We start from the raw sequence: 20,551 nt of genomic DNA, 5'->3' as shown, positions 1-20,551 counted from the left end.
CGCGATGACGCTGTGAATGTCTATGGACGCATAGCGCCGTCTGCAATCGGATCTGAAAGGAATATCGGATTTAATTGATTGGTCGGAGATCCAATATGCGTAAATATCTTTGCAGCGCCGGGGTGGCGCTGTTTCCCTGTTTATTGCCCTTGTCCACTGTCGTCTGGGCGGAACCGGAAGCGCCGCCAGTGAAAGCGGTGCTGGTGAAATACAAAAGCGACGCCTTGGCCCATGGAGTCCGGCGCGTTGCGCCGTTGGCGGGCGTCAACGCCGCTGATCCGGTCACCCGGGATGGCGCCCTGGTGCGTTACGATCTCAATGGCATGACGCCGGAAGCGGCGGTGGCGCACTTCGCTGCGGACCCCGCTGTGGCCTACGCCGAGCCGGATTACCCATTGCGCATGGACGCAACGCCGGACGATCCCGCGTTGACTAAGCAATGGGCCCTGTTCAACGTCGATGACCGCAACAACGACATTCGCGCGTTGGACGCCTGGAACCTGCAAACCGGAGACACGCATGTGCTGCTGGGCATGATCGACAGCGGCGTGGATTATCGACATGAGGATTTGCAGGTCAACCTGTGGATCAACCCTGGCGAAATCCCCAATAACGGTCGTGATGACGATGGCAATGGTTACGTGGACGATATCTACGGCGTTAATGTGGTTAACCGTTCCGGCGATCCGATGGACGCCAACAAACACGGCACCCATGTCGCCGGCATCATGGCGGCGGTGGGCGATAATGGCCTGGGCGGCGTCGGCGTCAACTGGCGCGGCGCGTTGGTCACCTGCGCCTTTATCGACGAAGATGGCTTTGGTTATACCTCCGACGCCATCGCCTGCATGGACTACATGGTGGATCTCAAGCGTCGCGGCGAAGCGCTGGCGGCGATCAATAACAGTTGGGGCGGCGGCGCGCCGGGGCAGGCGATGGAAGAGGCGATCCAACGTGTAGAAGCCGCAGGCGTGCTGATGGTGTTCTCCGCCGGCAATGACGGTCGCAACAATGATCACTATGGGCACTTTCCCTCCAATTACGATAATCCCGCCATTGTCTCGGTGGCCAGCACGGATCGGGAAGGGGAGTTGTCCGGCTTTTCCAATTACGGGCTGGAGAAAGTGCATATCGCAGCGCCGGGCTCGGATATCTATTCCACCTTGCCCAATCACGCCTACGGCTCCCTCAGCGGCACCTCCATGGCGGCGCCGATGATCACTGGAACCCTGGGGCTGATGGCGGCGCATAACCCTGATCTGGACGCACAAGCGCTGAAACAGGCGTTGCTGGATGGCGCCGACCAAGTGGCGGCGTTGCAAGGCAAGATTCCCGACGGGCGTCGTCTGAATCTGGAAAAAGCCCTGCTGGCGGCGGATGATCGACCGGGCTTTCGCATCGCCCCGGAAACGGACGTGGTGGATATTCCCCAGGGCGAGATGCGTTCGTTGACCGCGCGTTTGCAGCCTTTGTTCGACTGGAGCGGTATGGCGGATCTGTCCGTTTCGCAGCCCCAGGCGGGCGTTTACGTACAGCTTCCCCGGGCCTTGCAAGCGAATGAAAGCGGCGATATGACTTTTAGCGTCGGCGCGGAGACGCCGGTGGGACGTTATTTCGTGGAGCTTAAAGGCGTGGAAAGCGACAAGGCGAGCCAGCCCTTCAAAAGCGCCAAGCGCATCACTGTCAATGTGTTGCCGCAAGGAACGCGGGACTTTGATTACGCCAATGGCGCAGCGACGCCGATTCCCGATCATAATTCCCGTGGGCTATGGAGCCCGATGCTGGTGTCTGAGAATCTGAACCTTTGGGACGCGTCGGTGAGTCTGGATATCTCTCATCCCTGGCGCGGCGACTTGCTGGTCAACCTGTTGTCGCCGGACGGGCGGAGCTTCCGTTTGCGGGAGCGGGGCGGCCTGACGGAAGATGATCTGGTGCGCTCCTATCGGCTGCCGCAGATGCGCAATATTCCCTCGCAAGGGCTGTGGTTTCTGCAAGTGATCGATGCGTCGCCGTTTCAGGAAGGCGTGCTGAATCATTGGGAAATGCGATTGCGAGGTCAGCCGCAGGCTGCGGCGGAACTGACGGAGCGTATAGTGGAGATCGGCGACGTCACCTTGCCCAAAGGCGAAACGACAGAAGTGTTGCTGCCGCAACATGCTGTAGGGAAAGTCAAAGGCGTTTCCGTGGATCTCGCCATCAGCGGCGCCTGGCTGGGCGGCTATAAGGTCACTCTGTTGTCCCCGGCGGGCACGGCGTATGTGTTGCATGACAAAAACGGCAGCTTCAATGACTACGACCTGCAACTGGCGGATCATTTCATCACGGATTTCCATGACGAAAACGCCGCCGGCGCCTGGAAAATCCAGGTGGCGCGCATAGGGCTGGACGACAAAGCGCTGCTGCGCCATGGCGCCATCAAGCTCTATATCGCGCCTGACTGATAGCGCGTTCGCAGTGATCGCCAAGCCGCCTTAATCGGCGGCTTCGGGCTCTCCGTAATGAAACTTCATGTATTCGCAATCCCAGGAGGAATCGCTCAGGACGCGTCTGACCTGATCGCGGCTGAATACATACATGTTGCCCTGATAGTTCTTTTTAAATGCTTCATGGCCCATATCGACGCTCTGCGCCAAAGCGGCTCTGAATTCCTTTGATTTGACTACTTCGGAAATTTTATCGCCCAACTTGGTTCGATACTCTTCGAGACTCATTGAGTCAACGTCAGGCCAATACTTGGGATTATGGATTTCGCAAAACGCCTCAGCTTCGTTCCTCAAATCCTGTGCGGGCGATGCTGCGTATGTTGGCGTGGCGGCAAGCGCAGTTAAGCAGACAATCAATAAAGGTCGCATTTTTGTACTCAATATTTCCTGATAAGAGAAAACGCTGACGCGGTTGGGGCGTGTCATCTACACGACAGTGTAGGGTTTGTCATTCACCTATACTCCTCGTTAAACCCATAAAAATAAACCATGGACGCCTGGGTATCATCGTTGGCGTCTGATAACGGGAGAAACGGGATGAAAACACTGTCCGAGCATTTGACCCAGTATGCGGCTTATCACCGTGACCGCCGCAATATCGCCACCCATTTTATCGGCATTCCCATGATAGTGCTGTCCATCGCTACGCTGCTGTCGCGGACGAGCTTCGAGCTGTTTGGGTTAGCGACGACGCCGGCGATGATCGTGGTGATCGCCTCGTTGATTTTTTATCTGGTGTTGGATTTTGCCTTTGCGTTGTTGATGGCGGTTTTGTATGCCCTGACATTGTGGGGCGCCGCTGCGCTGGCGGTGCAATCTCAGATGGTGTGGTTGAGCACGGGCATCGGGCTGTTTGTGGTGGGCTGGGTGTTTCAGTTCGTCGGCCATTACTACGAAGGGCGTAAACCTGCGTTTGTGGACGATCTGAGTGGTTTGATCATCGGACCGTTGTTCGTGGCGGCGGAAGCCTGTTTCTACTTCGGTTTGCGGCGGGAAGTTCTGCTCTCCATCGAAGAAAAAGTTGGCCCGACGCTGATACGCGATATGAGCGCGACCGATACCGACAGCAAGCGTTTGCATGAATCTTGATCTGATCGCCCATTGAGCAAAAAACTGATATCCCCCTCACAGATTTGTAACTGGTGAAGGATTAACCCAAAAAGCCCATTGCCCCAGGGCTTTTTTTTAGGCAATTTATGAAAGCGTTTTCATTAACGGAAATCATAGAATTACAAAGGGGGTAATCATGGCGTTTGTACAGGACAACAAGGAGCGGCCACGCCGTCATGCAGCCAGAGCCGGGCTGTTTATGCTGTCGGCGCTGTCCGCGGCCATGGCGCACGCGGATGTCGGCGCGTTGTTGTGGGAAGAAGATTTTGACTCGTTGAATCCCTCCGTCTGGAATGTCGACGAGGGCGATGGCTGTCCGAGCCTGTGCGGTTGGGGCAACCAGGAATTGCAATGGTACGCCAAGGACAATCTGTCCATCGAAGAGATTCCTGCAGAGCCAGGCAATCATGCGCTGGTGATTGAAGCCCGCCGCCAGGATGTCGGCGGCAAAGCCTTTACGTCAGGTAAAATCACCACCAAAGACGCCGTCTCCGTTCGCTACGGCATGATCGAAATCCGCATGCAGGCGCCGGAAGTCGGCGTTGGCCTGTGGCCAGCGGCCTGGATGCTGGGGACCAGCACCGCTAATTGGCCGGCCAAAGGCGAAATCGATATCATGGAAATGGGCCACAGCGCGGCGGGACGCAAGAACGCCGGCCACGACGGCGCCCCTATCAATAACTACGTCGGCTCCAACCTGATTTTCTATGCGGACTCAGCCTGTGTGCCGGAAAATCCCTCCTGCGCCGCCAGCACCGCCTGGAACACTGACAACGCCTATGTGGCGCCGACCCCGTTGAGTAATCGCTTCGTTACTTATCGTCTCTACTGGACGGAGTCTCAGATCCGCTTCGCTATCGTGGATAATGGTCAAGAGCACGACTTGTACGACAACCCGATTCCCATTGGCGGAGAGGCGGAAGAATTCCAGGCGCCGTTCTACTTCCTGTTGAATCTGGCGGTGGGCGGCAACTTCACTGACGCTCACGACAATGGCCAGGTTTCCGCGCCGCTGCCGGGCAAAATGCTGGTGGACTACATCCGCGTGTATGAGCTGGATGGGCAAGGCGAAGTCAAGCTCGGCCGTCCTGGTCCGGAAACCGGAACCTTCGGCGTATTTACCGATGAAAGCGCCACCACCAACAAACTCGAAGCTGGCTCTTCTTCCGATATCTATGTGTGGGACCAAACCACTTCCGGCGGCTCGGAAGCGCCTTATGAAGGCGAAAAAGTCATCTCCTGGAAAGCCAAGGCCAACACCTGGTTTGGCGGCGGCATTCAGGCGCGGCAGCCGGTCAATCTGAGCAAGTTTGACGAAGGCGAGCTGAAATTCCGCATCAAGATTCCCGCCGACGTTTCTTTCCGCATCGGCGTGACAGACACCCATACCAACCAGAACTGGCTGGATTTCCCCGCTTTTGAAGACAAATACGGCCTGACCCGTAACGGTGAGTGGGGCGAAGTCAGCATCCCTGTGTCAGAGCTGCGCGGCCCGCTGATTGACCTGCGCTCTATCCAATATCCTTTCGCTATTCTGAGCAAAGACGGTCAATTGCCGGGAGCGGACTTCGCTTTCGCCATTGACGATATTCTCTGGACAGGCGGAGGCGGTCCCGTAGTGGTGGACAGCGATAACGATGGCGTCAACGACAATGAGGACATGTGTCCCGGCACGCCGGCGGGTACGCCAGTCGGCGCCGACGGTTGCCCCTTGGAGCAGGACGCGGACGGCGATGGTGTGGAGGACAGCATTGATCAGTGTCCCAACACGCCGGCGGGCGCTGAAGTGGATGAGGTAGGTTGTCAGATCATCGTCACCGACAAGGTGAAAGTGCAGGCGGAAGACTACAGCGCCTTCTACGACACCACCCCGGGCAACAACGGCGGCGCTTATCGTGAGGACGAGGTTGATATCGAGACAACCTCTGACGTGGACGGCGGTTACAACATCGGCTGGACCGACGCCAACGAGTGGCTGGAGTACAGCGTCACTCTGGGGCAGGGGCAATACAGCCTCGACGCTCGCGTCGCCTCCCTGGTGGGCAACGGCAAATACGCGGTATTCATTGACGGGGATTTGGTTGGCTCAAAAACGGTCGACGCCACTGGCGGCTGGCAGCAGTTCGTGACTCAGGAGGTAGGCAGCTTCAGCGTCGAACGCGGGCAGCACACAATGCGGGTTGAACTGTATGGCGGCGAGCTGAATCTTAACTGGATGGAAATTCGCTCCATGGATGTCATTGACAGCGATGGCGACGGAGTCAAGGACGAGCGGGACCTGTGCCCAGGCACGCCCGCTGGCGACGAGGTGGACGAGAACGGCTGTACGGTCGTGCGTACTGAAAATGTCATCGTGCAGGCGGAAGACTATGACGCTTACTACGACACCACGCCGGGCAATCAGGGCGGCGCTCACCGGAATGACGACGTGGACATCGAAGTCAGCGGCGATATCGACGGCGGCCACAACGTAGGGTGGATCGCCGGCTCAGAATGGCTGGAATACAACGTGACTCTGGGCGCCGGCGAGTATGACCTGACGGCCCGCGTCGCCTCCGCCGTGGGCGGCGGTCGCTTCCGCGTGCTGGTGGATGGAACGGAAGTGGGACAGGGTTCGGTCGTCAATACTGGAGGCTGGCAGTCCTATCGCACGCTCCCCATTGGAACCTTCTCCGTGGATCAGGGCGAGCATCGCGTGCGGGTGGAGGCGAGCGTCGGCGAGTTCAATCTGAACTGGCTGAATATCCTCACTCATAGCGATGCGGACAGCGACAATGACGGCGTCGCCGATAATCTGGATCAATGCCCCAATACGCCTGCGGGAACGCAGGTGGACGCCACCGGCTGTCCAGTTGGCGGACAGGGCGACAGCGTTCGCGTGATGACGTTCAACGTTCGCACGGAGCAGGCGAACGACCCGGGCGAACGCAACTGGAGTCAACGCAAGGGGGAGGTCGTGCGTACGATTCAGCGCCAGAACCCGGAGTTACTGGGGCTGCAGGAGCCAACTGGCGGACAGTATGACTTCATCAAAAACACCCTGGGCGCGAATTGGGGTGCCACCAGCTACCGTCAAATTCTCTATCGCTCCGACCTCTACACCTATGTGGACGGCGGCCTGATTGATCTGGTGGCGGATGTGTGGGGGCCACGCAGCGCGGAGTGGGCGAAAATGCGCCGCAACGCCGATGGCCGTGAGCTGGTGTTCATCAATACGCACTGGGGCGTGGATGGTAATTCCCAGCAGGGCTCCGCCAATATCCTGAGAGATCGTCTGGGTGAGGTGAATCAGAACTGGAGCATGCCGACAGTGCTGTTGGGCGATCTCAACGCGTCACCCGGCAGCGGGCCGGTGAATACCCTGGTGAATCAGACCCCGTTGTCGAGTTTCTTCACTGGCGGCACGTTCAACGGCTGGAATGTACAGCCCGGACCTCAGCTTGATCATGTTGTCGGTTCCGGCGTCAGTGCGGTGGGCTGCGCTTTAGAGAAATATCGTGAAGGGGATTATCCGCCTTCAGATCATTATCCGATCGCTTGTGAGCTGCGTTTGCAGTAAGCAGGCTTCCGTCCTGATACGCCAGCGCACGTTTTCAGTAACGTGCGCTGGCTTTCGTGAACTACTCTGCGTCGTACTTCGCCTCAATTTCCAACGCGGCCTGATAGCTGGCGTGTTTTTCCAGCACAGACTGATAGCGTTGAATATTGGGATATTTGGTCATCGCGCCGCTGCGCTGCAGGAAATCCAAAATGAAAGACATCATGATATCCGCGCCAGTGAGCCGGTTATCCACCAGATAGTCTTTGCCTTCCAGAGAGCGCTCCAGGTGTCCGATCACCTTGCCGATTTCGGACTGCGCGTATCCCTGCAGGAAGCGGGTTTCAGTCCCGTCCATATCCAGAAACAGCTTCAGCAATAACGGCAGAATCGCTGAGCTTTCCGCGAAATGAATCCAGTACAGGTACTCCGCGAATGATTTGCTGTCCCGCGCCGGAGCCAGTTTCTCCGCAGCGTAGCGCTCAATCAGAAACTCGGTAATGGCGCCGGATTCCGGCAGCACAATGTCATCTATCTCAATCACTGGAGATTTGCCCAGAGGATGAATCTGAGTCAATTCCGGTGGCGCCAGAGATGTAGTTTTATCCCGCTGATAGGGGATCACGCTATAAGGCTGACCGATTTCCTCCAGTAGCCAGATAATGCGGCGGGAGCGGGATTTGTTGAGGTGGTGCAGTTTGATCATGGAATGAAGTCCTGTTCTCTGGGTGTGGTTGACACAGGGCGTTTGTGGCGCGGCGCAGGCTGCATAAAACGGCGACGCCTGAATGAAAACGCCCTTGAGTGAGTCAGACGCCGATGTTAAGTGATTGAAAAATTGCGGTAAATAACCGCCGGATGTTTTCGGTGTAAATTTTGTTAATCTGAGCCCGGCAGGCTTTTTCCCTCCACTATAATTAAGGTATAGCCGGGAAAGCCTGGAGTTAGTTTTACTGCGCGTGAGGCGACGTTCCGGACCCACTGCAAAACGTCTCTGCATGGATCATCAACAAGGTCGATTTCATCGACGGGTGCTGTCTATGAGAGATACCAGAAAAGCGTTCAAGCATTTACCTTCTGTCTGTCCATGGTTGTTTTCCATTCTGATCAACGTTTTGTGGGTGGCGAATCTGCAGGCGGTTGATTTCGATACGTTCAAGCAGGAAGCGGAGAAGGCGGGGGCGGTGTATATCGCCTATTCTGACGGAGCTGAATTTCATCAGCTTTTTGTCGAGGGGAAAGCCAGTGAGGCGATACATCGCCTGCAGAGCCTGACCCCGGACGACGCCAAGTCCGTCTATGATTATTTCATTCTCGGCAACATGCTTTACCAGCTCGATCCGAACGTCAGCTACAGCTATATGATTCGCGCCGAGCGCCTGGAGCCGGACAATCCCTTGATCCTCTATGAACGGGGCATGCATGAACATCGCAACAGCCAATTCCAAAGTGCGCTGCGTTACTACGAAAGACTGGTCAGGGCCAGACCGCAGGGTCTGAATCCCATCGCTTGGGCGTATATCACCCATGCCTATCTGATGCAGGGAGACGTGGATAAAGCGTTCGACGCCTGGCGCAAATCTGACTTTAGCGAGCATCATATCGCCATAGAAAAAGGCATGTATACGCTGTTCTCCGATAGCCATCAGGAGGCGCGCCGGGAGGCGTTTATTCGGGACATTGAGGCGGGAGCGGCGGATAAGTTGTGCGACCTGTGGGCGTTGGATTCGAACTGGGAAATAGACTGGTGGAATCAGCGTCCGAAAGAAGATTATCTGGCGTTCGACAGGGCTTTAATCGGCAGGACGGTGACGGACGCCAACTCGCCGCAAGCGGCGCAACTGCGTTTGTGTCAGGACATCGACCGGCTCTCGAAAGAGGAGCTGCTACAAAGGCTGCAGGCGCTGAAAATTTCTCCGCCTGATAATCAATTGCCTGTTTCCGCAACACTGATCCGCAAGATTTTCACACAATTGACCACGTTGAAGGCGGCGACGCCCAACCAGCTTTTCGACAGGTACGGCGCGCAACTGAAAAGCTACGCGGCGCAGTTTCCTCAAGAGCCCCTGTATTACGATCTGCTGGGTTTCTTGTACGCCAATGCGGGCAAGAGCGACGCACTGAAAGAAGTGGACGAATACGGCTGGAAAATTCTCAAGAAGGAGAAGTTCGCCAACAGTTATGTGGTCGGTCTGGGGCGGGAAAACAAGGCTTTTATTCCCACTCTCAATGAAGCCCTGCGCGAATTCCCCAATAGCACGTTCCTGAATACGATCTATCTGCAATTCGGCGAAAAGAACAAGCAGACTCTGGCGCGCTACGTGGCGTCCCAGTTCAGCAATGTCAGCGGCTCAACCTATCGTTTGAGCGATTATATGGCGAGCCTGCAGTACGAGATTGAGAACCTGTAGCCGGGATCTGAAAGGCGAGTGCGCGTCAGGTGAGACGCGCACCGGCGAGATTAGCAACAGGGAGCGCCTGTACTGACTGAGGGAGATGCGTCGTCAAAGGGGGTAGCAGTTCCGCATCCCTCAAAGATGCCGTAGTGTCGGCTAAAGTCCCCGATAAACTGAAAGTGATGGGCGAATCGCGTGTCGCTCAACATACGCCAGGTATTGCCGCAGACCGGGAACACGCGGCCGGTTTCTAGCGCATGGTGTTTGTCGAGCACGAACTGATGGGGATGATCAGGAATGGTTCCCTGATAAATGACCGCCTGCCCGTAGTCCTCACAAGCGGTTTCCAATTCGTCTATTTTGAACAGCCTGTAGGTGGCGGAGTAAAACCCAATCGCGCCGATGCGCGTCGCTAATTCGGCGTCGGTTATCGCCAGTGGCCAGTCTTCCACCAGACGCGGATCAGCGAAGCCGGTCTGATGCGCCAGTCGCAGGAAGTCGTTCCAATACAGCGCGCCGCCCAGGCATTCGCCATAGAGGGTGGGGTCGTCATGAAGGTCCGCTGGAACACGTCGGTCGGCGTACACATCTGAGAAGTAAAACTCACCGCCGGGCTTTAACAGGCGGTGTAATCCGCGCAATACGGACGCTTTATCCGGCGACAGATTAATCACGCAATTGGAGACGATGACGTCAAAGGACTCAGGCTCAAGATCCAGTTCGTCCAGTTTCTCAATATAACCCTGCAAAAAGCGCACGTTATCGAATCCAAACTGTTCTGCATGCCAGGCCTGATGAGATCGGGCGACCTGCAACTGCTCATCCGTCATATCCACACCGACCACCTGCCCATGGGGGCCCGCCAACTGAGCCAGCGCATACACATCACGCCCGGAACCGCAGCCCAGATCCAGTACCCGGCAACCTTCCAACAACGGCGGACACACCAGCCCGCACCCGTAATAACGGGCGGACACCTCTGGATGAATCCGCGCCAACAAAGGCTTCAACCAGGCGGGAACACTACTGACATCGCAACAGGCGGAAGTTTTCAGGTCAGAAGAACTTTGCAGTTGTTTGCCGTAGTAGTCTTTGACGAGTTCGTACATCGGTTAGTACCTTTTTATAATCAGTTTTGAGTCAACTACGGTTTAAACTACAGCTAAGACTTCTCTAATTCCACCATCGACATTATATGGTTTACATCCTGCAGCATACGTTCACTTCTTGCGTCTTTAGAACCTTGTTCAAAGGTGAGCCAAAAACATATGGTGATATAGAAACAGTCATTTAGCGGGTAGGCCCAATAGTGAGTAATGTCAGGGCCAGGTATTCCCTCACCGACTAAAGAGTAGTGAAGCCAATTAGTCCCATTTATATGCTGTTTTATATAAGTTTCAGGCAAATGAACAAGTCTGTTTGAAGGAACTTCTCCTTTTGTAGTTATATTGTCCTTGAACTCTTCTCTAGCTCTCCAATTGACTCCCCTCTGGTTGCCTTCTCCAGGAGTTTCATAATAGTCCCAATAGTCCTTTTTTAGATAAGCCTCCAAGCTATCTAGGTCATTTTCTGAAATAGAACACTGGCTGCTTATGCGATTAATATCTATGTGCATAGAAAACTTGCAAAGTTGGCCGAAAGCACCTTGCAAAAAGAACCCTTTATAGCTCCACCATTGAAACACCAATCGGGAACACACCCGATTGTACTCTTGTTTCAGCTCATAGGATTCAAATATATCTGGATGAAGATTAATATGATCTGGTTTAGGACCAGAGGGGCGCCCGGACTGAATTCTATTAGATGGAAGCCTATAACTTAGACGGTACTCTCCAATGCTAATACATTTATCTGTTAGCTGACTAAAGTCAGGGCCTTTACCTGTTGTAACTGAGTTCAATACTTTTTTCAGCATCAGCTTAGCAAATCGCGCTCTTTGATCATTTGCTCTGCGTAGTCATCGTAGCCGCACATCTGTAGATGGCGTAGACTACATTCAAAACCCAAGTAAGGTAGCGTATGAGGACTGGTTTGTACAGGGTGGCCATCTTCGTAAACTAACTTGCGGAAATTTTTACAGCGGCTTCTTGATGATTTGGTCAGGTTGTTTAACCCTGCCAAATGAGGGACGAAATCGAAAGGGCTTTCTCTGGCTAGTTCAACTATCTCAATACCAGCTTCATTAAATGCTTTCTCAGCTCGCTTCTTCTTGTTTCCTCCAGCATGTATTGCAACTTTCTGACCATCTAGGCGAACTCCCATTTTATTCACCAATTCTACTGCCCGGACAAATATAATACCGCCCTGACTATGGCAAACCCACTTAACTTTTCTGTTCTTTCTTTGGCAATCAGTTAGTACAGCCGCTAACTGTTTACTAAGCTTTGATGAACTGATTCTGTCTAGTGCGCATTCAAAAAGGTCTAACGCAACGCCCTGCGTTGGATTGTGAAAAAGAGTGTAACTCTTTGGATGGTCATCCCAATAAGCTGTATCAAGGTGCACGCCCATTAACCACCTTGCCTTCCTGAGGTCATTCTGCATACCATTAACCGCAGCATGCTCTGTGGTAACCTCAACTTGGGCTCTGGGTTCCCCCCAGGCTCTCTCTAGCGCTCTGACGTCCTCATCGGAAGAGTGTTCATGATAGCGTGTATCAGATACTCTGGGTACTTTGTACAGGCTCGCTACTTCATCTTTAGCAGCGGATTGGCTACCTACTATACTAGGATCAATCTCAATTGAGTTGATAACAATCTTTTCGGAGTTTACGCTGTAGATTAAGCATAAATTACCTGCTGCTGTGATCGACTCTTGCTTGGCGCGCATGGACATAGGTTTTAGTAAAAAACCTGCACTACCTCGACCATAACCACCTTCTGCAACTATTTTATTTATAGCGCGATAAATTTCTGTCTTCTGATAATCATTAAGATTCATAAGGAAGCTATTAGCTTCTTTGGTGATAAGAAGCTCCTTGCCGCTCAGCTTTCTACGTAGTCCCCAACGTGAAACGGGGTTTTCTAAAGGGATTAGCTGGTGGTGGTCTGGAAGGTTGCGTTCTTGCATGCGTAGTTCCTATTGGGACAGAAAAGAAGAACCATCCTAACGATTAAATTTGGTGTTCCAATAATCCATGTGGCTTGACCAATGTGGCCTATGGGGAGAACCCTAGGCGCGAAGCTTCTCAACTAGTGTGATTAACATAGAGCAATAGAGTGCTGCGCTATCTCTCATTAATCAACGAAGTCAAAACATGATCCGTCCATTTGCCGTTTATCTTCAGATAGGATCGGGCTTTTCCTTCCACCTCAAAACCCAGGGATGCTAATAATTTGCCGCTGCGGTGATTTTCAGGGCGGTAGTTGGCCATGATGCGGTGGAGTCCGTAGTGGTGAAACATGAAGTAGATCCCCGCTGTCAGGGCCTCCTGCATCAAGCCTTTGCCTTGTTCTTGTCCTGCGATGGCGAAGCCCAGGTGGCAGGCCTGGAAGGCGCCGCGTACGATGTTGGAGAAGTTGCAGATGCCGATAACGTCATCAGACTGTCGGGGAAACATCAGTAAGCTCACTGCGTAACCTTGCTCCATGACGCGAGCCATGTCCGTAAGCCGCCGCAATTGTCCTGAAAAAGTATAAAAATCGTCGTCCCGGGCAGGCTCCCAGGGCGTCAAATGGGCTTTGTTATGGGTGTAGTAGTCGAGCACGCCCTGGGCATAAATAGGAGAGGCCAGGCGTAGAGAAAGACGTTCTGTCAGCAGTCCTGCGCCGGGAAATAGCTGTAATTCTGGGAGCATTCTTCTATTCCATAGATAAAACGATAGATAAATAGGCTGTCTAGTTTACCGAATTACGGCTGTAGAAAGCCCATGTGTAGTGTTAAATTACCGCCCTGAAATTGCACTCGCTCAATATGCGCATTCACAGGTAACGCGCAGCGGGCGAAGCGCCTCACATCTCAATTCCTCTTAGGGAGATAACTGGCATGATCAGACTCGCGCAGTTTGCCGGCGCAGCAATGGCGGTGATCGCCGTGGCGCTCCTGTTGATCAAAATCTTCAGCGGTGAAAATGCCGGTCTTAGCGATGAATCCATCTATTTTATGTCTCTCTTTCAGGCTTTCCTTGGTGGTCTGGTGATTTACGCGGGGCAGTTGAAGATTCAGGGGAAAGAGAACGGCGATAAGATTTTCAGGGCGAGTATCGCCGCAACGCTGTTGTTTTTTGTTATGGCTTATCGCTGGTTTTACAGTGGGGTGTAGCGCGGCGAGTTTTCAAAAGCCTTTAAAGTGCGCTGTTGAAAAACGATGATAACTTGGAAACACCAGCCAGAGGATGCGTTCGTATCCCGCTACATCGAGTGTTATTGGTTTCTCCGCAAAGACCCGGACGATATCGCTCATGACAGCCCCAAACTGAATCCTTGTCCAGAAGCCCATTTAATTATTGCCCCGCCGGAGCAGCCGTATACGTACGGGCTTTGCGAGCGGGAGCTTTCCGGAAAAGGGACGCACTTGAAGCTTCCCAATACCAGCAGTATGACTTTACATCAGGCGGAGCCTTTCGCCATCCTGGGGGTTAAATTCAAGCCGGGCGCGCTCTATTCAATCGCCAATGGTTTCGCCGCTATTGATGACGTCATCTCTCCGCCGGGTTTTCTGGCTGAAATGCCTGATCTGCTGAGAGAGGATGTTCTCAAAAACGCCGCCGACAACGCTGTAACCGTAGGCCGGAACTTGGATGCATGGTTCAAGGCGCATTCGGACTGCATCCGGGAAGATCGGCATAGCCGGCTTGCGCGAGATACTCTGGCGCTGCTTGCAACCACGAAAGCGTCTGAACTTGAGACAGGGCTGTATCGTTCTTTGCGGGCGGTGCAGCGCGCCTTTGTGCGGGTGACCGGACTGACGCCAAAACAATATCAGATCATGGTGCGACTGGATGAGCTACTGTTGTATCTATATCAGCACAGTACCGAATTCATGAGCTGGGCGGATGTGGCGGCCATCTTTGGCTTTACTGATCAGCCCCATCTGATTCGATACTTCAAGAAACTGATTGGCGATACGCCTCACGCGTACCGGCAAGCCAGGAATTTAACGATAGACGCCTATGGCGACTTTGAGTAAGTCAGGCTTTTGCGAGGCACTGCAAGTGGAAAAATTGTTGTTCGACCTGTCTCAGTTGAACGTTCTGCAGGGCTAAAAAAAATGAATAGCAGAATTCATACGCTGCTTTTATCCGCCGACGTCAGGGGCAGTTGGGAGTATCCTCCTGACTTTAATTGGGAGTCCTCCGTCAGGGAGATTGAGAAACATAAGGGGGCGTTGGAAAACATCATGTCTGCGGAGCTTGAGTTAGACGCAAACGCCCAGGACGCTTCATTTTTTGCGGATATCTATCAGCTTGAAACGTCGTACGCCGCCAGCGGGGCGCCCCAGGCCGTGATTTATCATTTTGCCTTGCGCTTTTCCAACTACGGCAGGTTATTTACGCTTCTCAACGAAAGTGCATGCGACAACGTCGAGCAGCGACAGTTGCAAAGTTGTATCGCCTATCTTGAAGCTCAGGGATATGTCTACATACCGGTGAGTGAACTGGACTGCCCCTACGATGGCGTCAATGCTGGGGAGATTTCGCCAATAACCTGGTGGACGCGATACTTTGATTATCTGTAACTTGGCTATTTATGCGCGCACTGGCGAATACGAACACTCCATATTTGGCCCTCTGCGTAAAAAGTTTATTAATCTGACCAAAGACTTGCTTAAACGGACTGAAACGGAGCGGCAGAAGGGCTGCATATTCTTGGGCTGTTGTCGCGAATATGACATATAATCGCCTCTCCATTACGCGCACGGATTATCGAGGTAGTAAATGAGCGATAGCGCATACAGCGATCTGGCGGCAGGCCAGATCGATTCGAGAAACGCAGAAAGGCGTTTCACCCGCAAAGATGAGTTTCAAACTCAAAAAGAATGGGGCGAGCAGTATTTTGGAGAAAGAATTGGCGCGCTTCTAGTGACGCTTTCCATGATGTTGCTGGCTTCAGTCTGGATGATCACTGTCACGGACTTGACCCGTTATGGCGTGACAGCCGCCGTTGCACTTTCGTACTGCTTACTGGCGAAAGTGTTATTCAGGAAAAAGCGTGAGCTACAACGCTTCAGAGAGGCGCAGGCGACACGTTTCATGCGCCGTAAGCAATGGCTTGACCAGCAGGCCAAGTCGGTAGCGTAGTTTAATCTGTGAGTTAATTGAGCGGAGGCAGGGCGAATGGCTGATATTCAGATAGAAGGCGTTTCACTGGCGGAAATCCTCAGCTGGACAGAAGCGGAGTTTGACGCCCTGGTCCTTACCGATAAGCCCCTGGTGGTTAACATCGGCTCCGCATCTGTACTGGGGCAGTTCTCATACACAGATAAAATCCGGACTGTCGAACTGGCGCAAATCGACGGCGGAGGCGAGGGCGTTTTGCCCGCCATTACCCGCATTGCGAAAAAAGCGGCGCAAATTAAGAACGCTGAACACATAGAATGCGTCATACACGCCATCCACTGCGCCAACCCCAACCTGAAATTACGCGCCCATTTGGAGCGCACCGGCTTTGCAATCAAGCAGGTGGAAGGGAAAGGCGAGGCGTATTTTAAGAGGATTTCTGTTTAGGATCTAAAAATAGCGATTGGGACCTTGAAGCTTAGGCTTTCAAGTGACGGTCGAGGAGTTATTTACATGGCAATGATATTGGCATGTAAATAACGTAGCGCTCAGGACGGGGCATTGAATCAAAACAAGCCGCCCGCATTCGAGCGACTTGCCGTCTTACATGCGTCAGTTAGATATATATCTGACCGTTTTTCACAAACACGGATTTATTGAATAGCCCCATATCCAACGGGTTGGGCAGCCTGACATCTTTGATCGTCGGTATCGCCCGCTCACCTTCATCAAAGCGTCTGTCTATTTGCGAGATGAAAACCAGGATGCACTTTTGGGCTCTGGCGTAGCTTTTCAGATCTTCGATCTGCTGCTGAAGAGGGGGCTTGTTGCGGTTTTGGTCAAGCAGTTGCAGGTAATCTACGGCGATTAACGACCCTTCGGTAACCCTTTCTTTTGTCTGATTTATTATATAGTCCGCAGATATCTCGTCAGATATATCCAGCGCTAACAGAGGCTGGTTCAGCTCGAATTGCTGGTCAAGCGCGGTGAGTTTTTCAATGAGCGCTTTTTTTGAATATTCCAAAGAAAAAAAGAAGCATTGTCGTCCCTGTTTGATTGCCTGTAATAAAAGCTGCAGGGCCATCGTTGTTTTACCCAGGCCCGGCCTGGCGCCAATCAATAACAAGTCGCCGGGATACAGATAATCTAAAAGTTCTTCTGTTGTTTTGGGAGCGAAGGCTTTCACCTTGGATTGCAAGAGGCTCCAGGAGCTAAAGCCCTCAGCTCTGGCTATCTGGTCCAACGCTTCGGTCATAGAGATGGCTTGAGAGCGTTTCAGGGCTTTAGCTTTGCCTTTAAGAACATGTACGGGAGCGGTAAGTTTCATATTGAACCTTTAATCGCGGGTTTCTAAACATTCCCTTCTTCTGTTCCAAACCCAATTAAAGGTTAAAGGTGACGATGAACAACCCTGCACATAAGTGCTTTCCCGGTGAAGGGGGGAAGCGCGAGTCGAGCGCGCTTAAATGTTAACAGACCGCGCTTAATATTCAATATATTCAATGCCGTCCACAAACCCTGTCAGCAGCTCAAATCCCTCACGCCAGTCTCCCAGGTTGGAGCTGGCGTTAATGTGTCCCTTGGGACCAATATTGGTGATGCTGGCTCCCCATTGCTGGGCGCAGCGCTGCGCATAGTCAATGGAGCCATAAGGATCGTCCTGGCTGGCGATGAGGGTTAAAGGTAAAGCGGCGTTATGCTCAAAACCCCTACGAAAACCTTTCGCCTCAGCAGGAAAGGCGGCGCTCATGGGGTCGGGAACTGCAACAAGAAAGCCGCCCACCAAATGCTCACAACGATGCATACTGGCCCATTCAAGCAGCAACAAACAACCCAGACTATGCGATACCACTACAGTGGGCTGGGTGAGCTGAGCGACCGCCTCGTTCAGTTCCTGAACCCACAGGTCGCGCTGAGGCGCTTCCCATTCTGAATGCTCCAGCCAGATAGAATTAGGCAGTTTATTCGCCCACATCCTTTGCCAGTGCTGCTCGCCAGAATTTCCTATCCCCGCCAGGAAAAGCCAGCTCACCTTATCAAACTGCATATTTTCACCCTTTTTATTTGTTTCAATCTGCTGCATTGAATTAATCGTCTACGTTGAAGCAACCTTAGCGGATCGAATGTAACGATTTTGATACAGGGCGTCACTATAAGGAATAAATTCGGGGAAGGGGAGGTTTAAAGAATAGTCTCCTAAAGCAAAAAAGCGGCGGGTTATATTGGTATAATTGGCGGCTCCTATAGCGAGGAGCCATGGCGCTTATGTCCTATGATAAACCGGTTAAACTAATCGCGTTTCACGAAGCTAAAACAGCGCTTGAACTTCTGGACCTGATCCGCCATCGATATCAGATGCTCGCCAATGATATAGACACTCTGAACGGTATTTTGATGGGGTTCAGCATGGCCAACGGAGAGTTTGGCTGGTACGACTTTGCTGGCGATTTCAGGCGTTATTTGATGGAGAAGTATTCGCTACCAGAGGATTATCCGTTCTCTTGGACGACTATCATTAAAGAGCAGGCAGTAAACTGCGAATATCAGGTCCCTGTGTTTTTTGAGTGTTTGGCCGCACATCGAAAACTGGAAATACAGTTGCTCGGAGAAGCAACTTTGACGCGGGATCAGCGTTACTTCGATTTCGAGCGGATGCTACGACAAACCAATGTTGACTACCCAAGCTTGCCCTTGAACCCCCCCCATGTTTTGAAAGCGGTGAAAATTCCCGGAGTCAAAGTTCACGCTTTCTTCTATGACGAGAAGGGGAGCAAGTATTATGAGCAGGCGTTCTCTGATTTTGAGCATCTCTTAGCCTGGGGTGAGCAATGCTTTGATATTCCTGAAGGACAGTGGATTATTCACGGTTGAAAGAGGCGCCTAAGCTGGACCTCTTCTCAGCTTTGGTATCACAGCGCAGTCTTGTGCAGACTCACAATCTTTTTCTGATATGGCGAGTCGATATCTACTCTTGAAATATCGTCTTTTTGAATCAGTTTATATAGCGGCGATAGTGACTTTTTGTTGCCAAGCGCATGCACTTTTAGCCAGTCGTCGTCATGGTCAATAATTTGGCCCACATCGAATCGGGCTTCTGAGTGATGTTGATACAGGCATAGGCTTTCGTAGGCGCTGTTTAGCTCGATAAGAATATCTGGAAATATCTTTCCTTTAACTTTGGGAAAGTTAATCTCTTGGGATGTGTCGATCAGGCTGGCGATCGCTTTGTGTTCTCTGTTGCCCCAGTAAACTTCGTTGATCTGGTCTGTTTCAAAAACGGCGATGCCTTCATAGTCGCCATCGTTTGAAAACAAACTCATGATGATAACTTCTTCTGTTGCGGTATGGATGAAGCCGGTTAGCTCTTCATCGTGGCAATTTCTTTCTATCGAAACCAACTCTTGGTTTTCTTTTAGGGCGTTGAGTTCTTTTACGAGCATAGTGTTTCCGAGGGTATGTGATGTTATTGGCATTATAGGGGGGAGTGGGGTTAATGCTACTCATACGTTGGGGAGACTGTTGCGGGCGGTTCTGCGGGCGGGCCGCCCGCGCTCCCGGAGAAGGGGGACTTCTGACTGTTGTGAAATTCTGTCTCTCCCCCTAGCATAGGCCTTGGTTGTTGGGGCCTATGCGCCTCATTTTTTCGTTTCCTTGATACTGGACTCACTGCGCCATGATGCCCGCTGTTCCTCTTCCTTTTGTCATTGCGTTATTGCTGGGGATTCTGCTGTTTCAGCTTATTCGTCAGAACGAGCCGTCCTTGCGTCCAGCGATAATCTTTACGGCGGCTTGTACGCTAATGGTGATCATGGGGGGGCTGCGTTGGACCTTTGATGTCCGCTTTATTCGCTTTCTCCAACCTGTCATGGCCTCCATGCTGCCCGCAATAGCTTGGTATTGTTTTACCGGAGCGGGGGCGTCCGCTCGCATGAAACACTGGCTGCATCTGGCTCCAGTCGGTGTGGTCACGGTGCTTTCTTTCACCTGGGCGTATTGGTTTCCGCCCATAGATCTGCTGTTGGCGGGGCTTTATTTCGTTTATGGCGGGGCCTTGATTCGCATGGCGTCCCGTGGACCGGATGCGTTGCCGGTCATCCGTTTCAGCGAGGCGCTACAAGCGCTTAAAGCTACAAAAATAGCAGGGTGTACGCTGATTATCTCCGCGGTGAGCGATGTGCTGATCGCCGGGGATTTTGATGTTTACCAGGGCGCCCACGCGGCGGCGATTGTCGCCATCGTCCAGTTGCTGCTGTTGCCGGTGATCGTTTATGGCGTCGTGACTTTCGGCAGGAGTATTCCTGAGGGTGAAGGCGCGGCGGTCAGTTCGATAGCCGAGAGCGGGAGTGCTTCCGTAGCGTCAGCAAAAGACGTGGACAAGGTTGCTGAATGCGCTCAAGCGACACAAGCCGCTGAGGCGGCGGAGTCCTCTGAGACGAGTACAGAGCCCAGCGCTGATGATCATGAGGTCATCCAGAGCCTGGATCAGATCATGCGTCAGCAACAGCTATATCGCGATCCAGACCTGAACCTTAACCGATTGGCGCGACGCATGGGGATTCCATCCCGGCGGATATCCGCCGCGATCAACCGGGTGTATGGCCGTAACGTATCCCAAATTGTTAATGAATTCCGTATCGATGAAGCCAAGCGGCTGTTGCAGGAGACGGACCTTCCTGTCACCAGCCTCTTGTTTGAAGCGGGTTTCCAAACCAAATCGAACTTCAACCGCGAGTTTCAGCGGGTCGCTGGCATGACGCCGAGCGACTATCGCCGTTCCGTTTCATCTGGAGAATAGACACGCGCTTTT

20 protein-coding genes are annotated in these 20,551 nt (G+C 52.8%); 11 read left to right on the top strand and 9 right to left on the bottom strand.

Features of this window, described 5'->3' with window-relative positions; translation table 11 throughout:
* Positions 1–95 precede the first annotated feature (95 nt).
* Positions 96–2,441 carry a S8 family serine peptidase gene (locus EUZ85_RS19635; RefSeq protein ID WP_127971121.1) on the top strand — a complete coding sequence of 782 codons (2,346 nt, stop codon included), beginning with the start codon at positions 96–98 and terminating at the stop codon, positions 2,439–2,441.
* A 30-nt stretch (positions 2,442–2,471) separates the two neighbouring features.
* Here the strand turns inward: EUZ85_RS19635 and EUZ85_RS19630 are convergent, their stop codons facing one another.
* Positions 2,472–2,852 carry a hypothetical protein gene (locus EUZ85_RS19630; RefSeq protein ID WP_127971119.1) on the bottom strand — a complete coding sequence of 127 codons (381 nt, stop codon included), beginning with the start codon at positions 2,850–2,852 and terminating at the stop codon, positions 2,472–2,474.
* 168 nt (positions 2,853–3,020) lie between these two features.
* On the opposite strand from EUZ85_RS19630, the gene EUZ85_RS19625 reads away from it, so the two are divergent.
* Together EUZ85_RS19625 and EUZ85_RS32060 are read left to right on the top strand one after the other, a co-directional pair.
* Positions 3,021–3,572 carry a DUF962 domain-containing protein gene (locus EUZ85_RS19625; protein ID WP_127971117.1) on the top strand — a complete coding sequence of 184 codons (552 nt, stop codon included), beginning with the start codon at positions 3,021–3,023 and terminating at the stop codon, positions 3,570–3,572.
* A gap of 157 nt (positions 3,573–3,729) precedes the next feature.
* Positions 3,730–7,152 carry a carbohydrate-binding domain-containing protein gene (locus EUZ85_RS32060; protein WP_127971115.1) on the top strand — a complete coding sequence of 1,141 codons (3,423 nt, stop codon included), beginning with the start codon at positions 3,730–3,732 and terminating at the stop codon, positions 7,150–7,152.
* Positions 7,153–7,213: 61 nt separating this feature from the next.
* Here the strand turns inward: EUZ85_RS32060 and EUZ85_RS19615 are convergent, their stop codons facing one another.
* A complete protein-coding gene (locus tag EUZ85_RS19615; protein WP_127971113.1) occupies positions 7,214–7,837 on the bottom strand; it encodes a glutathione S-transferase family protein in 624 nt (207 codons plus the stop codon).
* A 334-nt stretch (positions 7,838–8,171) separates the two neighbouring features.
* On the opposite strand from EUZ85_RS19615, the gene EUZ85_RS19610 reads away from it, so the two are divergent.
* Positions 8,172–9,542, top strand: coding sequence for a tetratricopeptide repeat protein (locus tag EUZ85_RS19610; protein WP_127971112.1), 1,371 nt, complete (start codon positions 8,172–8,174; stop codon positions 9,540–9,542).
* A 50-nt stretch (positions 9,543–9,592) separates the two neighbouring features.
* Here the strand turns inward: EUZ85_RS19610 and EUZ85_RS19605 are convergent, their stop codons facing one another.
* The 4 genes from EUZ85_RS19605 to rimJ form a co-directional block, all read right to left on the bottom strand.
* The gene (locus EUZ85_RS19605; RefSeq protein ID WP_127971110.1) at positions 9,593–10,636 is read right to left on the bottom strand and encodes a methyltransferase domain-containing protein; all 1,044 of its coding nucleotides are present in this window, start codon (positions 10,634–10,636) and stop codon (positions 9,593–9,595) included.
* Positions 10,637–10,689: 53 nt separating this feature from the next.
* The gene (locus tag EUZ85_RS19600) at positions 10,690–11,442 is read right to left on the bottom strand and encodes a hypothetical protein (RefSeq protein ID WP_127971108.1); all 753 of its coding nucleotides are present in this window, start codon (positions 11,440–11,442) and stop codon (positions 10,690–10,692) included.
* The gene (locus tag EUZ85_RS19595; protein ID WP_127971106.1) at positions 11,442–12,596 is read right to left on the bottom strand and encodes a hypothetical protein; all 1,155 of its coding nucleotides are present in this window, start codon (positions 12,594–12,596) and stop codon (positions 11,442–11,444) included. Before EUZ85_RS19595 ends, EUZ85_RS19600 begins: the two co-directional genes overlap by 1 nt.
* Positions 12,597–12,753: 157 nt before the next feature.
* A complete protein-coding gene (gene rimJ, locus EUZ85_RS19590) occupies positions 12,754–13,323 on the bottom strand; it encodes a ribosomal protein S5-alanine N-acetyltransferase (RefSeq protein WP_127971104.1) in 570 nt (189 codons plus the stop codon).
* A gap of 188 nt (positions 13,324–13,511) precedes the next feature.
* Between rimJ and EUZ85_RS19585 the strand changes: the two genes are divergently transcribed.
* The 5 genes from EUZ85_RS19585 (at position 13,512) to EUZ85_RS19565 (ending at position 16,191) form a co-directional block, all read left to right on the top strand.
* Positions 13,512–13,787: a hypothetical protein gene (locus EUZ85_RS19585; RefSeq protein ID WP_127971102.1), complete on the top strand. Its 276-nt coding sequence runs from the start codon at positions 13,512–13,514 to the stop codon at positions 13,785–13,787.
* Between the two features lie 45 nt (positions 13,788–13,832).
* A complete protein-coding gene (locus tag EUZ85_RS19580) occupies positions 13,833–14,654 on the top strand; it encodes a helix-turn-helix domain-containing protein (protein WP_127971100.1) in 822 nt (273 codons plus the stop codon).
* A gap of 81 nt (positions 14,655–14,735) precedes the next feature.
* The gene (locus tag EUZ85_RS19575) at positions 14,736–15,203 is read left to right on the top strand and encodes a hypothetical protein (protein ID WP_127971098.1); all 468 of its coding nucleotides are present in this window, start codon (positions 14,736–14,738) and stop codon (positions 15,201–15,203) included.
* A gap of 199 nt (positions 15,204–15,402) precedes the next feature.
* Entirely contained in the window at positions 15,403–15,765 is a 363-nt protein-coding gene (locus EUZ85_RS19570; RefSeq protein ID WP_127971096.1) for a hypothetical protein, read from the top strand.
* Between the two features lie 36 nt (positions 15,766–15,801).
* Positions 15,802–16,191, top strand: a complete 390-nt coding sequence (locus EUZ85_RS19565; RefSeq protein ID WP_127971094.1) for a hypothetical protein — start codon at positions 15,802–15,804, stop codon at positions 16,189–16,191.
* A gap of 169 nt (positions 16,192–16,360) precedes the next feature.
* Here EUZ85_RS19565 and EUZ85_RS19560 read toward each other — a convergent pair whose 3' ends face one another.
* Both EUZ85_RS19560 and EUZ85_RS19555 read right to left on the bottom strand, forming a co-directional pair.
* A complete protein-coding gene (locus tag EUZ85_RS19560; protein WP_127971093.1) occupies positions 16,361–17,071 on the bottom strand; it encodes a DNA helicase in 711 nt (236 codons plus the stop codon).
* Positions 17,072–17,227: 156 nt separating this feature from the next.
* A complete protein-coding gene (locus EUZ85_RS19555) occupies positions 17,228–17,791 on the bottom strand; it encodes an alpha/beta hydrolase (protein WP_164887298.1) in 564 nt (187 codons plus the stop codon).
* A 218-nt stretch (positions 17,792–18,009) separates the two neighbouring features.
* On the opposite strand from EUZ85_RS19555, the gene EUZ85_RS19550 reads away from it, so the two are divergent.
* Positions 18,010–18,615: a hypothetical protein gene (locus EUZ85_RS19550; RefSeq protein WP_129498752.1), complete on the top strand. Its 606-nt coding sequence runs from the start codon at positions 18,010–18,012 to the stop codon at positions 18,613–18,615.
* 38 nt (positions 18,616–18,653) lie between these two features.
* Here EUZ85_RS19550 and EUZ85_RS19545 read toward each other — a convergent pair whose 3' ends face one another.
* Positions 18,654–19,184, bottom strand: a complete 531-nt coding sequence (locus EUZ85_RS19545; RefSeq protein ID WP_127971087.1) for a hypothetical protein — start codon at positions 19,182–19,184, stop codon at positions 18,654–18,656.
* Between the two features lie 233 nt (positions 19,185–19,417).
* Between EUZ85_RS19545 and EUZ85_RS19540 the strand changes: the two genes are divergently transcribed.
* Complete coding sequence (locus EUZ85_RS19540; protein WP_127971084.1) at positions 19,418–20,539, top strand: AraC family transcriptional regulator; 1,122 nt, start codon at positions 19,418–19,420, stop codon at positions 20,537–20,539.
* The last annotated feature ends 12 nt before the right edge of the window (positions 20,540–20,551 follow it).

This window comes from Hahella sp. KA22, from assembly GCF_004135205.1.
In the GTDB taxonomy this organism is placed as follows: Bacteria; Pseudomonadota; Gammaproteobacteria; order Pseudomonadales; family Oleiphilaceae; genus Hahella.
Note: the sequence above shows the minus strand (reverse complement) of the source record. Positions and strands in the feature narration are given on the sequence as shown.

What these genes read in the sequence shown, in the direction of transcription:
- EUZ85_RS19635 (WP_127971121.1), top strand. Translation starts at nt 96, where the DNA reads ATGCGTAAATATCTTTGCAGCGCCGGGGTGGCGCTGTTTCCCTGTTTA.
- EUZ85_RS19630 (WP_127971119.1), bottom strand. Translation starts at nt 2,852, where the DNA reads ATGCGACCTTTATTGATTGTCTGCTTAACTGCGCTTGCCGCCACGCCA.
- EUZ85_RS19625 (WP_127971117.1), top strand. Translation starts at nt 3,021, where the DNA reads ATGAAAACACTGTCCGAGCATTTGACCCAGTATGCGGCTTATCACCGT.
- EUZ85_RS32060 (WP_127971115.1), top strand. Translation starts at nt 3,730, where the DNA reads ATGGCGTTTGTACAGGACAACAAGGAGCGGCCACGCCGTCATGCAGCC.
- EUZ85_RS19615 (WP_127971113.1), bottom strand. Translation starts at nt 7,837, where the DNA reads ATGATCAAACTGCACCACCTCAACAAATCCCGCTCCCGCCGCATTATC.
- EUZ85_RS19610 (WP_127971112.1), top strand. Translation starts at nt 8,172, where the DNA reads ATGAGAGATACCAGAAAAGCGTTCAAGCATTTACCTTCTGTCTGTCCA.
- EUZ85_RS19605 (WP_127971110.1), bottom strand. Translation starts at nt 10,636, where the DNA reads ATGTACGAACTCGTCAAAGACTACTACGGCAAACAACTGCAAAGTTCT.
- EUZ85_RS19600 (WP_127971108.1), bottom strand. Translation starts at nt 11,442, where the DNA reads ATGCTGAAAAAAGTATTGAACTCAGTTACAACAGGTAAAGGCCCTGAC.
- EUZ85_RS19595 (WP_127971106.1), bottom strand. Translation starts at nt 12,596, where the DNA reads ATGCAAGAACGCAACCTTCCAGACCACCACCAGCTAATCCCTTTAGAA.
- rimJ (WP_127971104.1), bottom strand. Translation starts at nt 13,323, where the DNA reads ATGCTCCCAGAATTACAGCTATTTCCCGGCGCAGGACTGCTGACAGAA.
- EUZ85_RS19585 (WP_127971102.1), top strand. Translation starts at nt 13,512, where the DNA reads ATGATCAGACTCGCGCAGTTTGCCGGCGCAGCAATGGCGGTGATCGCC.
- EUZ85_RS19580 (WP_127971100.1), top strand. Translation starts at nt 13,833, where the DNA reads ATGATAACTTGGAAACACCAGCCAGAGGATGCGTTCGTATCCCGCTAC.
- EUZ85_RS19575 (WP_127971098.1), top strand. Translation starts at nt 14,736, where the DNA reads ATGAATAGCAGAATTCATACGCTGCTTTTATCCGCCGACGTCAGGGGC.
- EUZ85_RS19570 (WP_127971096.1), top strand. Translation starts at nt 15,403, where the DNA reads ATGAGCGATAGCGCATACAGCGATCTGGCGGCAGGCCAGATCGATTCG.
- EUZ85_RS19565 (WP_127971094.1), top strand. Translation starts at nt 15,802, where the DNA reads ATGGCTGATATTCAGATAGAAGGCGTTTCACTGGCGGAAATCCTCAGC.
- EUZ85_RS19560 (WP_127971093.1), bottom strand. Translation starts at nt 17,071, where the DNA reads ATGAAACTTACCGCTCCCGTACATGTTCTTAAAGGCAAAGCTAAAGCC.
- EUZ85_RS19555 (WP_164887298.1), bottom strand. Translation starts at nt 17,791, where the DNA reads ATGCAGTTTGATAAGGTGAGCTGGCTTTTCCTGGCGGGGATAGGAAAT.
- EUZ85_RS19550 (WP_129498752.1), top strand. Translation starts at nt 18,010, where the DNA reads ATGTCCTATGATAAACCGGTTAAACTAATCGCGTTTCACGAAGCTAAA.
- EUZ85_RS19545 (WP_127971087.1), bottom strand. Translation starts at nt 19,184, where the DNA reads ATGCTCGTAAAAGAACTCAACGCCCTAAAAGAAAACCAAGAGTTGGTT.
- EUZ85_RS19540 (WP_127971084.1), top strand. Translation starts at nt 19,418, where the DNA reads ATGATGCCCGCTGTTCCTCTTCCTTTTGTCATTGCGTTATTGCTGGGG.